Source organism: Leyella stercorea (assembly GCF_021531355.1).
Taxonomy (GTDB): Bacteria; Bacteroidota; Bacteroidia; order Bacteroidales; family Bacteroidaceae; genus Prevotella.
This window is the reverse complement of sequence record NZ_JADYTS010000072.1, coordinates 1-14233: the sequence shown is the minus strand read 5'-3', so window position 1 is coordinate 14233 and position 14233 is coordinate 1. Positions and strand designations below refer to the sequence as shown.

Annotated in this window: 11 protein-coding genes; 5 read left to right on the top strand and 6 right to left on the bottom strand. The window is 50.4% G+C overall.

Going from position 1 to position 14233, the window contains the following annotated elements; translation table 11 throughout:
• The first annotated feature begins 138 nt into the window (after positions 1-138).
• Complete coding sequence (locus I6E38_RS12295; RefSeq protein WP_235394266.1) at positions 139-1359, top strand: aminoacetone oxidase family FAD-binding enzyme; 1221 nt, start codon at positions 139-141, stop codon at positions 1357-1359.
• 218 nt (positions 1360-1577) lie between these two features.
• On the opposite strand, the gene I6E38_RS12290 is transcribed toward I6E38_RS12295, so the two are convergent.
• The 4 genes from I6E38_RS12290 to I6E38_RS12275 form a co-directional block, all read right to left on the bottom strand.
• The gene (locus I6E38_RS12290) at positions 1578-2876 is read right to left on the bottom strand and encodes a M18 family aminopeptidase (RefSeq protein ID WP_235394265.1); all 1299 of its coding nucleotides are present in this window, start codon (positions 2874-2876) and stop codon (positions 1578-1580) included.
• Between the two features lie 324 nt (positions 2877-3200).
• Complete coding sequence (locus I6E38_RS12285; protein ID WP_235394264.1) at positions 3201-3635, bottom strand: GxxExxY protein; 435 nt, start codon at positions 3633-3635, stop codon at positions 3201-3203.
• Positions 3636-3766: 131 nt separating this feature from the next.
• Positions 3767-5905, bottom strand: a complete 2139-nt coding sequence (locus tag I6E38_RS12280; protein ID WP_407936660.1) for a M3 family metallopeptidase — start codon at positions 5903-5905, stop codon at positions 3767-3769.
• Between the two features lie 43 nt (positions 5906-5948).
• Positions 5949-6347 (bottom strand): BamJ family beta-barrel-assembly machinery protein, encoded by a 399-nt coding sequence (locus I6E38_RS12275; protein ID WP_235394263.1) that lies wholly within the window; start codon positions 6345-6347, stop codon positions 5949-5951.
• A gap of 175 nt (positions 6348-6522) precedes the next feature.
• Here I6E38_RS12275 and I6E38_RS12270 point away from each other — a divergent pair, with 175 nt between their 5' ends.
• Complete coding sequence (locus I6E38_RS12270) at positions 6523-7248, top strand: class I SAM-dependent methyltransferase (RefSeq protein ID WP_235394262.1); 726 nt, start codon at positions 6523-6525, stop codon at positions 7246-7248.
• A gap of 95 nt (positions 7249-7343) precedes the next feature.
• On the opposite strand, the gene I6E38_RS12265 is transcribed toward I6E38_RS12270, so the two are convergent.
• Together I6E38_RS12265 and I6E38_RS12260 are read right to left on the bottom strand one after the other, a co-directional pair.
• Positions 7344-8105 (bottom strand): SDR family NAD(P)-dependent oxidoreductase, encoded by a 762-nt coding sequence (locus I6E38_RS12265; RefSeq protein ID WP_235394261.1) that lies wholly within the window; start codon positions 8103-8105, stop codon positions 7344-7346.
• Positions 8106-8235: 130 nt separating this feature from the next.
• Positions 8236-9585, bottom strand: coding sequence for an NAD(P)/FAD-dependent oxidoreductase (locus I6E38_RS12260; RefSeq protein WP_235394260.1), 1350 nt, complete (start codon positions 9583-9585; stop codon positions 8236-8238).
• Positions 9586-9935: 350 nt separating this feature from the next.
• On the opposite strand from I6E38_RS12260, the gene I6E38_RS12255 reads away from it, so the two are divergent.
• From I6E38_RS12255 to I6E38_RS12245, 3 genes are all read left to right on the top strand, one after another.
• Positions 9936-10943: a LacI family DNA-binding transcriptional regulator gene (locus I6E38_RS12255; protein WP_235394259.1), complete on the top strand. Its 1008-nt coding sequence runs from the start codon at positions 9936-9938 to the stop codon at positions 10941-10943.
• A 360-nt stretch (positions 10944-11303) separates the two neighbouring features.
• Positions 11304-12746: a mannitol dehydrogenase family protein gene (locus I6E38_RS12250; RefSeq protein WP_235394258.1), complete on the top strand. Its 1443-nt coding sequence runs from the start codon at positions 11304-11306 to the stop codon at positions 12744-12746.
• 139 nt (positions 12747-12885) lie between these two features.
• Positions 12886-14157, top strand: a complete 1272-nt coding sequence (locus I6E38_RS12245) for an MFS transporter (RefSeq protein ID WP_235394257.1) — start codon at positions 12886-12888, stop codon at positions 14155-14157.
• The last annotated feature ends 76 nt before the right edge of the window (positions 14158-14233 follow it).

Sequence of the window (14233 nt, the reverse complement as noted above, 5' to 3'; positions counted from 1 at the left end):
TGTGATTAGTGGAATTCGTGGTGAAAAGAATAATTCATGGTGAAATTCATGGTCAATTCATGATAATTCGTGATAATTCGTGACTGAAAAAAGATTATTATAATGTTAATATTTGCCGAAAAAACTCAACATTCAAATATGACCATAGCCATTATCGGTGGCGGAGCGGCGGGCTACTTTGCTGCAATCGAAGCAAAGCGCAACTGCCCTTCTGCCGACATCACTATCTTTGAAAAGGCGCCTAAGATGCTTGCCAAGGTGGAAATCACTGGCGGCGGACGCTGCAACCTTACCAATTCGTTTCGCCAGATAAGCGACGTGAAGCACGCTTATCCACGCGGACACAAACTGATGAAGAGGCTGTTCAAGCGGTTTGACCACCGCAGCGCCTACGAATGGTTTGAACGCGAGGGCGTGGGGCTGACTACGCAGGACGACGAGTGCGTGTTTCCGCAGTCGCAGGACTCGCACAGCATCATCAACTGTCTGGTGGGGCTTGCCACACGTCTGGGTGTGAAGCAGAAGACACGCCACTGCCTCAACAACATCACTCGCAACGACGACGGAACGCTGCACCTGTGCTTTGCCAACGGATGGGAGCGCGACTTTGACCGCGTAGCCATCACTACGGGTGGCAGTCCGAAGGGCGAAGGACTGAAGATGCACGCCTTGCTGGGACATGAGATTGAACAACCGGTGCCGTCGCTCTTCACGTTCAACATCAAAGACCGTAGCTTCCTTGAACTGATGGGAACGGTGGTGGAGCCTGTGATAGCATCGATTCCGGGCACGAAGATGCGTGCCGAGGGACCGCTGCTCATCACCCACTGGGGAATGAGCGGTCCGGCTGCGCTGAAGCTGTCGTCGCACGCTGCACGCCATCTGAACGAGCGACAGTATCAGTCGCCCGTAGCAATCAACTGGACGGGCGAGAGCCGACGCTCGGTGGCTGAGGAGGAGATCGGGGACATTGCAGCCTACAACCCGCAGAAACAACTGGCTACGGTAAGACCGTTCAACATCCCTACCCGACTGTGGCACTACATAATACGTCGCACGGGACACTCGGCTGAGCAGAGATGGGGCGAACTGGGCAAGAAGAGCCTCAACCGCATCATCGAGACGCTGACCAACGATATCTACCAGATTGAGGGACGTGGCAAGGCACGCGACGAATTCGTGACGTGCGGCGGCGTTTCGCTGGCTTCTATCGACCTGCATACACTCGAAAGCAAGGTGTGCAAGGGACTGTACTTCGCCGGCGAAGTGCTCGACGTGGATGCCATTACGGGAGGATTCAATCTGCAAGCGGCGTGGACAATGGGACACGTCGTGGGGACACACATTGTGGAGTGTTGAATTAGGAATGTGGAATGTGGAATTGGTCGCCTGCGGCGATTAGGAATTGTTCAATTTTGAATTCAGAATTCTTCATTCAACTACGTAATATAAAAGGAACGGCGGACTCCTGTCCGCCGTTCCTTTTGTTTGCTGTGGAGGCCGGAGACCTCCGCTACTATAAGCAGTCGGTTCATACCACTCCCCTCCCTGCGGGGGAGAGGCTGGGTGTAGGGCTTCTACATATTATAAAACTCCGTAAACACCTTTACGCAGTACTCATGGTCGCGCACGCTACCTGTCTCACGGCAGCTGTGCATGGCGAGGATGGCATTGCCCATGTCTACACCACGCAATGGGATTGACGAGGCGAGGATGTTGCCAAGAGTGCTGCCGCCTGCTACATCGCTGTGGTTGACAAAGCGCTGGCACGGCACACCTGCCTTGGCGCATATTCCGGCGAAGACGGCTGCCGAAGCTGCGTCGGAAGCGTACTTCTGGGCAGCATTGAACTTGATGACCGGACCGCCGCCAAGCATAGGATGGTTGGTCGGGTCGTACTTCTCGGGATAGTTGGGATGCCATGCGTGGGCGTTGTCTGCCGAAATCATGAAGGCACGCTCTACTGCCTGATAGTAGGCTTCCTCGGTGCCACTCTGTGCCAAGGCTATGCGGCGCAGCATGTACGAGAGGAAGGGGCTGCCTGCTCCCTGTTTGGTCTGCGAACCAGTCTCCTCGTTGTCGAAGATACCGAGCACCTGTGTGGTGTCGCTGTCGGCAGCGGCAAGGATGGCCTCAAGTCCGGCAAAGCACATCGAGAGGTCGTCGAGACGTCCGGATGAGATAAACTCGTTGTGAACGCCGAAGGTGCATGCTGGCGCTGTGTCGGCAAGATAGAGGTCGAAGTCGAGAATGTCCTCACGGCTTACGGGGCGCTGCTTGCCCAACTCTTCAAGAATGACGTTGAGGAGCAGATTGCCGGCTTCGAGCTGACTCGTAATCTGACCCAAGAGCGGCAGCACGTCCTTCTGTCGGCTGAGCTTAACGCCATCGTTGACCTGGCGGTTGAAGTGGATGGCGAGATTGCTGATTTGCAGCAGCGGTCGCTTGATGTGGAGCAGCATCGTGTCGGGACGCATCACGTCCTGGCTGCGCACGATGACACGTCCGGCAAGTGTGAGCGGACGGTCGAACCATGTAGACATTATCGGACCGCCATACACCTCGGTGTTGAGCTTGACGAGTCCGCCCTCGCAGAGCATCTCGGCATTGGGCTTGATGCGGAACGTGGGCGAGTCGCTATGGGCGCATATCATGTGGAATCCTGCCTCGGCGAGCGGCTGGCTGCCTATGCGGAAGGCGTAGATTGACGAGTCGTTCTTGGTGACGAAGAATCGGTCGCCGGCTTTGACAGCGCCGAGCGGCTGGCATGGGTCGAGACGACGGAATCCGCCAGCCTCAAGCATGTCTGCGATATTTTTGACTGCCAGGAAATTCACAGGCGAAGCGTCAAGAAAAGATAAAAGTCGATTGATCATTTTTTTTATTTGTCGATTAATAAATTGATAATATTTTTCTTTTATTGTCACGAATTATCATGAATTAACCATGAATCTAAGCTACAGAATTCGTGAGTAATTCGTGGACATTCATGACTATATTACTTGCTGCATCGTCACGAATTATAATGAATTAACCATGAATCTAAGCTACAGAATTCGTGAGTCATTCGTGGATATTCATGACTATATTACTTGCTGCATCGTCACGAATTATAATGAATTAACCATGAATCTAAGTTACAGAATTCGTGAGTTATTCGTGGATATTCATGACCATTTTACTGACTGTATGGGCATGAATTATTCATAGTTAAGGATTTTCATGCGTTTATCCAATAGTACGCACTCATTTGTTTCCTCTATGAATCCATAACGTTCCCCTTGCAAATTCTTCTTGCCAAAGTTTATTAGAACACCAACTGGATATTTCGTTAACCTCAGATAATTAAAGAGTTGTGCACGATGCTCTGGTAGTAGTTCTGCAACACTTTTAAGTTCAACTAAAATATCACCGACAACTAAATCAGCTTTGTAGGTTTTATTTAATTGATGATGCTTATAATGACAACAAATCTCCTTCTCTCGCTCACTTTTAATTCCATTATCCAAAAGCTCCAAATACAATGATTCTTGATAAAGAGCCTCAGCAATTCCATAATTCAATACGGAATGAACTTTCATGGCTGAACCTATAATGTTATAGACCAAATCCTTATAGTCTGTGAATTTATCCATATAAATATTTTATCATAGAGTTTTTATTCAACACACAAAGCGGTTAAGTCACGAATAACCATGAATTAACCATGAATCTAAGCTACAGAATTCGTGAGTCATTCGTGGACATTCGTGACTTTTCTTCAACACTACAGTCCTCTTGCTTTGAGCAGTCCTGAGGCATCAGGGCTCTGCATTCCGGTGAAGTCGGTGAACATCTGCATCTGGTCCTTGGTGTTGCCACGGCTCAGAATCTTGTCGCGGAAGGCCTGTCCGATGGCGGGGTCGAGTGCTCCGTGCTTGGCGAAGTAGTCGGCAACGTTGACGGCGAGTACCTCAGTCCACAGATAGCTATAGTAGCCAGCTGCGTAGCCCCCACCCCACACATGGTTGAAGTAAGAGGTAGAGTAGCGCGGCGGAATCTGTGTGTTGAGCAGACCGATGTTGTGGAGCTGCTCCTTTTCGAATGCTCCTGCCATATAGGGCGAGGGCACTTCGTCGGCGCTGATCATGTGCCATGCGAGGTCGAGACATGTAGAGGCAAGATTCTCGCCAAGGGCGTAAGCTGTCTGGAAGTTGATGCTTTCGAGCATACGTGCCTTGAGATCGGCTGGCATCGGCTTGCCAGTCTCGGTGTGGCGTGCGAAGTGGTCGAATATCTCGGGAATGCTTGCAAACGACTCGTTGAACTGCGACGGAAGCTCTACGAAGTCGCGTGCCACGGCTGTACCTGAGAGGGTGTTGTACTGGCAGTTGGAAAGGATGCCATGTAGGGCGTGACCAAACTCATGGAACATGGTGCACACCTCGTCCCAAGTGATGAGCGACGGCTGACCTTCGGGAGCCTTGGCGTTGTTGCACACGTTGTAGATGATGGGGAGCTGTCCGCGCTGGCGGCTCTGCTTGGCAAAAGCACTCATCCATGCTCCGCCACGCTTGGTGGGACGGCGGAAGAAGTCGCTGTAGAAGAGAGCGATGGACTTGCCGTTCTTGTCAATCACCTCAAACACCTTCATATCGGGATGATAAGTCGGGATGTCCTTGCGCTGCTTGAATGTGAGGCCGTAGACACGCTGGGCTGCGTAGAACACGCCGTTGATCTGCACGCTGTCGACATTGAAGTAGGGCTTTATCTCGTCGTCGGAGATGTTGAGCATCTCCTTCTTCATCTTGGCAGAATAGTAGAAGCGGTCGTAGGGCTGCAGACGGAAGTCGGGACCCTCAAGCTTCTGGGCATACTGCTCGATGGCTCGTGTCTCGGCATCGGCCTTGGGCGAATAGTCCTTGATGAGTTGGCGCAGGAAGTTGTAGACATTCTTTGGATTCTTTGCCATTGTGCGCTCGAGCGAGTAGTCGGCGTAGGTGGCGTAGCCCATGAGTTTGCCCTTCTCGGCACGCAGCTTTGCAAGCTCTGTTACGATAGGGAATGTGTTGTACTTGGGGTTGGTGGCATCAGCGCGGTGGACGCTTGCCTCAAACACCTTGCGACGCAGGTCGCGATTCTGCAGACTGGCGAGGATGGGCTGCTGTGTGGTATTGATGATGACGATGCAATAGGGCGACTTGCTGCCACGGCTCTCAGCATCCTTCTTGCACTGGGCAATGTCGGCATCGCTGAGTCCGGCGAGCTGCTCCTTGCTGTCTACCCAAACCACGGCGTTGTTGGTGGCGGCTGGCAGGAGGTTACCCCACTGCTGCTGCAACTCGGAAATGCGCGAATTGATCTGCTTCATGCGTTCCATCTTGTCGGCAGGAAGCAAAGCGCCCGAACGTACGAAGCTCTTGTAGATGACTTCGGTGAGACGCTGGTCTTCGCCCTTGAGCTTGCTGTACTCGTTGTCGTAGACGTACTTGATGCGCTCGAAAAGGCGCTGATTGAATGAAATCTCATTGTTGAGGTCGGTGAGCAGCGGCATCACCTTGTCTTCTGTCTCGGCAATAACAGGAGTCTTGTGTGCGCTTGTGAGTCCGTCGAACACGTTGATGACGCGGTCGAGCATTACGCCACTCTCCTCATAGGCGAGGATAGTGTTCTGGAATGTCGGCTTCTTCTTGTTGTCGACAATCTTCTGGATGTTTTCACGCTGATTCTTGATAGCTGCCTGGATTGCCGGCAGATAGTCGGTCTCTTGAATCTTGCTGAAGTCGGGCGCGCCAAATGGCAGGCTGCTCTTCTGCAAAAGAGGATTAGAACGGTTGGCACCCGAGCCTTGGGCAAACGATGTGGCTGGCATCTGCAGGAAGGCTGCTACCAAGCCAAGGGTTAGGACTGTGTTGTTGAAATTCATATTACATTGGTTTTTAGATAATTATATATTACACCATCTTACTCTAAGCAATTCCCAGGAGTTCGATTTCGAAAATGAGTGTTGATCCGCCGGGTATTCCGGGTTGCGAGAATTTGCCGTAGCCCATTTCGGCAGGGATGTAGACCTCCCACTTGTCGCCCACGCACATCTGCTGCATGGCTACAATCCAGCCCTCAATGAGGTCGCACAGGCGCACAGCCAATGGTGCTCCACCACGGCTTGAGTCAAACTTCTTGCCATTGATGGTGCGACCGGTGTAGTGGGCGGTGACGATGCTGCGCGGTGTAGGATGCTTGCCGTCGGCGTTGCCCTCAGATAAAACCTTATAGTAAATGCCACGCGGAAGCGACTTTACGCCTTCTTCCTTGGCTTTCTCGGCAAGCCATTCAAGGTTTGCCTTTGCATATTCACGTTTGTTCATGTAGATTGTTTTGCTGTTATATTCTGCAAAAATAGGCAATTTTCCTGACAATCGTTTTATAATAATATAGAAAAGAATATTTAGGCTTGGATATTTCATCTGTTAAGCATAACTTTGTAGCCATTTCAATACAAAATCGAATAAACGTCTAAATATAAAAACTGAAAAGCTTAAGATGAAATATTCCATATTAGATAAAAGCCACGACCCTATGGGTGCGGCTATAAGCGACTTCCACCGCTCGGGCAAGGCTGCCCGTCTGCGTGTGTTGTCATCGATGTTTGAAGAGGATGAAATGCCTGTGGCGCATCTGTTCCGTCAGTTAGCGAAGATGCCACGTCTGGAGCAGAAGGCACTTGAGATGGCATGCGGACGTGTGCTCGACATCGGTGCAGGTGCCGGTTGTCATGCGCTGGCTCTGCAGGAACGTGGCATTGAGGTGAAAGCTATCGACATCTCACCGCTGAGCTGCGAGGTGATGAGTGAGCGTGGAATTAAGGATGTGGAGTGTGTGAACCTGTTTGACCCGCAACTGCATGGCAAATACGACACGCTGCTGCTACTGATGAACGGCACAGGCATTGCCGGCAAACTCGAGCGTCTGCCATCGCTGCTCAACCGTCTGAAGGAACTGCTGGCTGATGGCGGGCAGATATTGGTGGACTCGTCCGACCTGAAATACATATACGAGAACGAGGACGGATCGATGGACATCGACCTCAATGCGCCGTACTATGGCGAGGTGGACTACCAGATGCAATACAAAAACGTGAAGGGCGAACCCTTCGACTGGCTATACACCGACCCCGCACTGCTCGCCTCTATAAGCAAGCAATGCGGTTTGCAGTGTGAGATCGTGGCAGAGGGTGAGCACTACGACTACTTGGCAAGGCTTATTTAGTTTACAGTTAAGAGTTGAGAATTGAGAGTTATGATGTGCTTTAACATTAATGTTTAGCTTGGTAATCATAACTCTCAATTTTCAACTTTCAACTCTCAACTTTTTCTATGCACAACGGTTCCATTGGCCTGATGTGTGGCAAGCACCAGCACTTCGGCAATCTGCACATGCTCGGGAGCACTTGCTGCATAGAACGCCACATCGGCAATGTCGTCGCCTACGAGCGGTTTGATACCCTTATAGACATTGTCGGCACGCTCGTTGTCGCCATGGAAGCGGACGTTGGAGAAGTTGGTCTCAACGAGTCCGGGCTTCAGATTGGTTACTCGTACACTTGTATGGGCTACGTCAATGCGCAGTCCGTCGGTAAGTGCCTTGACGGCAGCCTTTGTGGCACAGTAGACTCCGCCTCCGGCATAAGCCGCATCGCCAGCCACACTACCTATATTTATCACATGGCCGTGGTTAAGGCTCACCATCCCGGGCACCACGAAGCGAGTCATGTTGAGCAATCCCTTGATGTTGGTGTCAATCATCTCGTCCCAGTCCTGGAAGTCGCCCTCGTATTCGGGCTCCAGACCGCGTGCCAGTCCGGCGTTGTTGATAAGCACGTCGATGGGCTTGAAAGCATCGGGTATGCTTGCCACAGCATCGCGCGTAGCCTCACGATTGCACACGTCGAAGGCGAGCGCAAGCACCTCCACCCCACCAGCCTCAAGTTCAGCCTTCAACACCTGAAGCTTGTCGGCAGAACGGCCTGTAATGATAAGATTGTAGCCACCAACGGCAAAACGACGTGCACAAGCCATTCCTATTCCGCTTGTAGCACCTGTGATAAGAGCAGTCTTTCTTTTCATGTCTCAGATTTTTATAATTAAAAAAACGGCGCCATGGTCATGACGCCGTCCATTCTTCTGCAAATATACTATTTTTTAGAATTATAAAATACAGAATTATAAATAAAAAAATCTCCGCTTTCAGCTTTTATCAATCCATGAGGTCCTCACCCAAGTGTGTGGTCTGCTCACGCTCCATACGCTCCACTACCTCACGCGGCTTTGTGGCGTAGGTGATCATGCGGATAGAATCGTTGTAGCTGACGTATTTCCACAGCCAGTTGAGCAATACCATCATCTTGTTCTTGACGCCGAGGATTGAGCGTAAGTGAACTACGAGCCACAGAATCCATGCGAAGAATCCCTGGCTGCGGAACTTGCCTATCTCTACCACAGCCTTGTTGCGGCCGATAGTTGCCATTGAGCCGAGGTTGTTGTACTTGAAGGCTGTAAGAGCGCTGTCGTCCTGACCTTCGTTGATTCGCTTGAGGTTCTTGGCAAGATTCTTTGCCTGCTGTATTGCCACCTGTGCCACCTGCGGGTGTCCGTTGGGGTAAGCGGCATCGGTAGTCTGCAGACACTGGTCGCCAATGGCAAACACGCCATCCAGTCCGGGAATGCGGTTGAACTGGTCAACCTTGAAGCGGAAACCACGTCCCAGGTGGTCGTCGCTGATGCCAGGCATGGCGTTGGCACGAATGCCCGACACCCAGAGGAATGTACGTGTAGGAATCTCTGTGCCGTCCTTCATGATTACCTTGTGGTCGCGATAGTCGGTCACCATCTTGCCGAACTGCACGTCGACACCCATGCTCTTGAGGAAGTCGTAAGCCTTACGCGACGAGTCTTGCGACATTCCGGCAAGCAGACGGTCGCCAGCCTCTATAAGGTAAATGTGCATCAACGAGAAATCCATGTCGGGATAGTCGTAAGGAATGACGTAGCGCTTCATCTCCGACAACGCTCCGGCAATCTCCACACCAGTAGCACCACCACCTACAATTACAATATTGAGCAGCTCTTGACGCTCCTCCTCTGTAGCGCAGGTCAGCGCACGCTCGAAGTTGGAGAGCAGGGCATTGCGCAGACCCATTGCCTCGGGCACGGTCTTCATCGGTATTGCCCACTCCTCGATGTTCTTGTTGCCAAAGAAATTGGTTGTGGCTCCAGCTGCCAGCACAAGGTAGTCGTAGTCGATCTTGCCGATAGAAGTCTGCAGAATCTTCTTGTCGGTGTCTACCATACGAGCCTCAGCCATACGGAAATAGAAGTCCTTGCGCTTGCGGAATATCTGACGGAAGGGAAATGAGATGCTGCTCGGGTCGATACCTGCCGAGGCAATCTGATAAATAAGCGGTGGAAACTGATGGAAGTTGTTCTTGTCGATCAGCACTACCTGCATGCCCGACCCGTAGAGGTCTTCTGCAAGACGCAGTCCGCCAAGTCCGCCACCAACGATTACTACTCTCTTCTTCTGATTTCTCTGGATATTGATGCTCATACGATATAATATAAAAATAAGGTTTATTTAGTTACTCTTTGCGATGGCTAAATTAGCCATTATTGAGCAGACTATTCAATCTTGTTGTGTTTTAATTTATGGAAACGATTGCGGTAACGTTCCCAATATTCGCAAACGTTTGCAATATGTGTTGTGGGAGTTATCCTATTGTGTTGTGGGGTTATCCTTAATTGCTATGCAAAGTTACTACTTTTTATTGAAATATCTGTTATGCCATGCCGACGACTGTGATTTTCATATTATATGTCAAGAGATATTCAATGTATTTTTGTATTTTTGCAAATAATATTAAATGATAATACATAACACCTGTATTTATTCTACCGACAATGAAACATGTAACAATAAAAGACATAGCACGCTCGCTGTGCATCTCGGTGTCGACAGTGTCACGTGCATTGACCGACGACAAGAACATACGGCGTGAGACACGTGAGGCTGTGCTGCGCGAGGCGGAGCGTCTTGGCTACCGACGCAATCCTGTGGCAATGAATCTCAAAATGGGTCGCACCAACACTATCGGTGTGATAGTGCCTGAGATGCACACACCATACGCCTCGCAGGTGGTGGCTGGCATACAGAGCATACTCTACAAGAACAATCAGAAGGTGATGATAGCCGAGTCGGACGAGAACCCCAACCGTGAGCGAGAGAACCTGCAGATGATGGAGGAGTTTATGGTCGACGGACTCATAGTGAGCATTTGCAGCTATAAGCATAATGTCGAAACCTATCGTCGTCTTGCCAAAGAGGGTGTAGCCATTGTCTTCTACGACCGTATACCTCATGGTATGGACGACATGCCGCAGGTGATGGTGGACGACAACAACGACTCCTACTTTATGGCTGAACACCTGATACGTCTTGGTCGCAGCCGTATTGCCTATCTCTATGGTCCGGATGATGTGTATAATGCAGTGGAGCGTGCTGGCGGCTATCGCGAGGCAATGGAGAAATTCCACCTGTACGACCCACAACTCGTGGTGAAGACAGGAATGACGTTTGCCGATGGTGCGGCTGCTATGGACAGTCTTGTTAGGCAAGGCATCGAGTTTGATGCTGTATATGCCTTTACCGACACTCTTGCTATCGGAGCAATGAACCGTCTGCGTGAGCTTGGACGTCGCATACCAGAGGATGTGGCTGTGGCAGGATTCTCGGGAACAGAGCTTTCCACTATTGTTAACCCGCAACTCACTACCGTTGAGCCTCCTCTCGCCGAGATGGGACAACGAGCAGCCGAACTAGTACTTGAAAAGGTGCGCAATCCTGAGGCAGAGAATCGAAAGATTGTGCTGCGCACGGAAATGAAGTGCCGAGCGTCTACAGGGGAATAGACAGGGCTAAATAGGAGTTATAGGAAGTTTGGGCTTTGCCCGTAGTTAACAGAAGTTCTTGCTAAGACAAGCGGCAAAGCAGATAGAGGGAGGACATATGTATAAACTGTAGAAAACAAAGCATTTGTCCGTTAACTTCCTCTTAACTTCCTCTTAACTTCCTCTTAACTTCCTCTAACTCCTATTTTAACACCCCATCTAAAACAATTTAAAACGTTTGCAGATTTTGGAAACGTTACCGCAAACGTTTCCATAACTTACCTTAAAATTATTCTTTGCCATAATCTTTTTGCAATATAATTTTGCAAGAGAAAAGAACAAATAATAACTAAAGAAACAATAACTAATAACTTAAAGATTATGGCAACAAATGTAATCAACTCGTATTCTTTCGACCGTAACTCGGTCAAGTCTGGCATTCTTCATTTCGGTGTTGGCAATTTCCATCGTGCTCACCTCGAATATATGACAAGCCGTCTGCTCGAAGACCCTACCCAGCATGGTTGGGGCATCTGCGGAGCTATGATTCTGGAGAGAGACCAACCTCTGTACAAGGCTCTCAAGGCGCAGAACGGCGAATACACACTGACCGTATGCGGACGCGACGGCAACAATGAGGTTTATCGTCTGGGCGCGCTGGTAGAACTGTACTGGGGCGTTGAGGAGAAGGAGGCTATTCTGAACAAGATTGCCGACCCAAACATCCGCATCATAACCCTCACCATCACCGAGGGCGGCTACAACATCTCACGACAGACTGGCGAGTTCATGCTCGACAATCCGCAGGTGGCTCACGACCTTGAGCATACTCACGACCCACAGACAGCATTCGGATATGTAGCCGAAGGACTCCGCCGTCGCGTGGCATCAGGTGCTGGCCCTATCACCATACTCTCTTGCGACAATCTTCAGCACAACGGCAATACGGCACGCCGCGCATTCATGTCGTTCGTTGAGGCACAAGACAAAGAACTGGCTGCATGGATGGAGGAGAACGTGACCTTCCCCAACTCAATGGTCGACCGCATCACTCCTGCCACACGTCCTGAGGACATCAAGCGCCTCAACGAGGAGAACGGCACCAACGACCAGGCTCCTGTATATTGCGAGGACTTCATACAGTGGGTAGTGGAGGACAACTTCGCCGCAGGCCGCCCGGCATGGGAGAATGTCGGCGCACAGATGACTGATGACGTGACTGCCTTTGAGAACATGAAACTCTCTCTGCTCAACGCTTCACACACGTTGCTCTCCTACCCCTCGTTCCTCTACGGTTACCGCAAGGTGGACGCTGCCATGCACGACGAGCGCATAGCCAAGTTTGTACGCCAGTTTATGGACATCGACATCACTCCGTATGTTCCGGCTCCACAGGACACCGACCTTGAGCTCTACAAGCAGACTCTCTGCGAGCGTTTCGGCAACCGCACAGTAAGCGACCAGGTGGCTCGTCTTTGCTTCGATGGCGCTTCTAAGTTCCCAGTGTATGTAATGCCTAATCTTGAAAAGATGATTGCTGACGACAAGGAACTCATCCGTGTGGCTTATCTATTCGCTGCCTACCGCCACTACCAGAAGTATCACACCGACGACAATGGCGAACAGTTTGAGGTGGCAGATCCATGGCTCACAGCCGACGACCAGAAGCTTATCACAAGCGATGAGCCGCTCGACTTCCTCGCTCTCTCTCCGTTCCGCAGCACCAATCTGCGTGCGGCTAACAACTTCACACAGCCTTATCTGAAGATGGTGGAGAGCATCAAGACCAAGGGAGCAATGCAGACTCTTGAGGAAATACTATAATCTTCAGTTGAGAGTTGAAAATTGAGAATTGAGAATTGAGAGTTATGATTACCAAGCTAAACATTTAATGTTAAAGCATATCATAACTTTCAACTCTAAACTCTCAATTTTCAACTTGAACAAAAAACCTAATAACAATATGAAATCCCTAAGCCTAAAGACCGCAGGACCATTCCTGCTGCTCACCTTTATATATTTTATTGTAGGATTCCTTACTACAGTAAACGGCCAGTGCCAGGGACCACTCAAGATAGCGTTCCTCTCCGAAGCTACAACCATGCGCAACTCATTGACCACACTCATATCCTTCGCCTTCTTCTTGGGCTATCTGCTCAACAGTTCGCGAACAGGACGAATGCTCAATCTCATTGGCTACAAGCGCACACTCATACGCTCGCTGATAGTCATGGTCGAAGGTTTGGTGTTCTATACAGCTTCTGCCTTTTGTGCAGAGTATGCTGGTGATGCAGGCATTGTTTTTAATGGCGACTTCGTACCGTTCGGCTACTTTGTTTTTCTTATCGGTTCGTTCCTTATGGGTACGGCAGCTGCCATGCTCCAGGTGGTCATTAATCCGTATATCGCTGCCTATCCTTTGCCAGGCACAAGTGCAGTGCAGCGAATGAACTTCACCTGTGCCGTCAACTCATTTGGCACAACCATAGCACCACTATTCGTGACGGGCATCATGTTTGCGGGAGTACCTCTCAATAGCGTCACAGCATCACAGCTCACACTGCCCTTTATACTCATGACTCTCTGTATTGTCGTCACCACAATGACCACACGCCGACTTGCCTTGCCCGATATAGAGGGTACACGAACAGCTACCAACAGCAATACTCCTGCCTCTTCCGGAGAAAAGACAAAGAGCGTATGGTCGTTCCGCAACCTTAAGTATGGAGTAATAACAATATTCTTCTACGTAGGTACGGAGGTGAGCATTGGCAACAACATCAATCTGCACGCAATGGAACTTACAGCCGGTGGTGCCGCCTTGTCGCCAGCCTTGCTTGCCACAATCTACTGGGGCGGTTTCCTTATCGGACGTATGGTGTCGGCTTCGATGAAGAATGTTAAGCCACGCCCTATGCTCATCACCGTCACACTCGGAGCTATAGCGCTCATGACAGCTGCCATGCTCACAGAGAACCTTTGGCTCTTGGCTGCTGTCGGCCTGTTCCACTCCGTCATGTGGAGTTGCGTGTTCACTCTTGCTGTTGACGGACTTGGCGAATACACATCGCGTGCCTCAGGAGTGTTTATGATGGGTGTGTTTGGTGGAGCAGTCTTCCCTGTGCTTCAGGGAATGCTTGCCGACTGGATAGGCTCATGGCAGTTCACATGGATTATAGCCCTTGTCTGTGAGTTTGTACTGTTGTGGTATGGAATTAGGGGATATAGGAAATAAACAAAAAAGCCACACAAAAGCCCCACCCCCAGCCCCTCCCCCGCAGGGAGGGGAGTGATATGCACAATTGGCTATA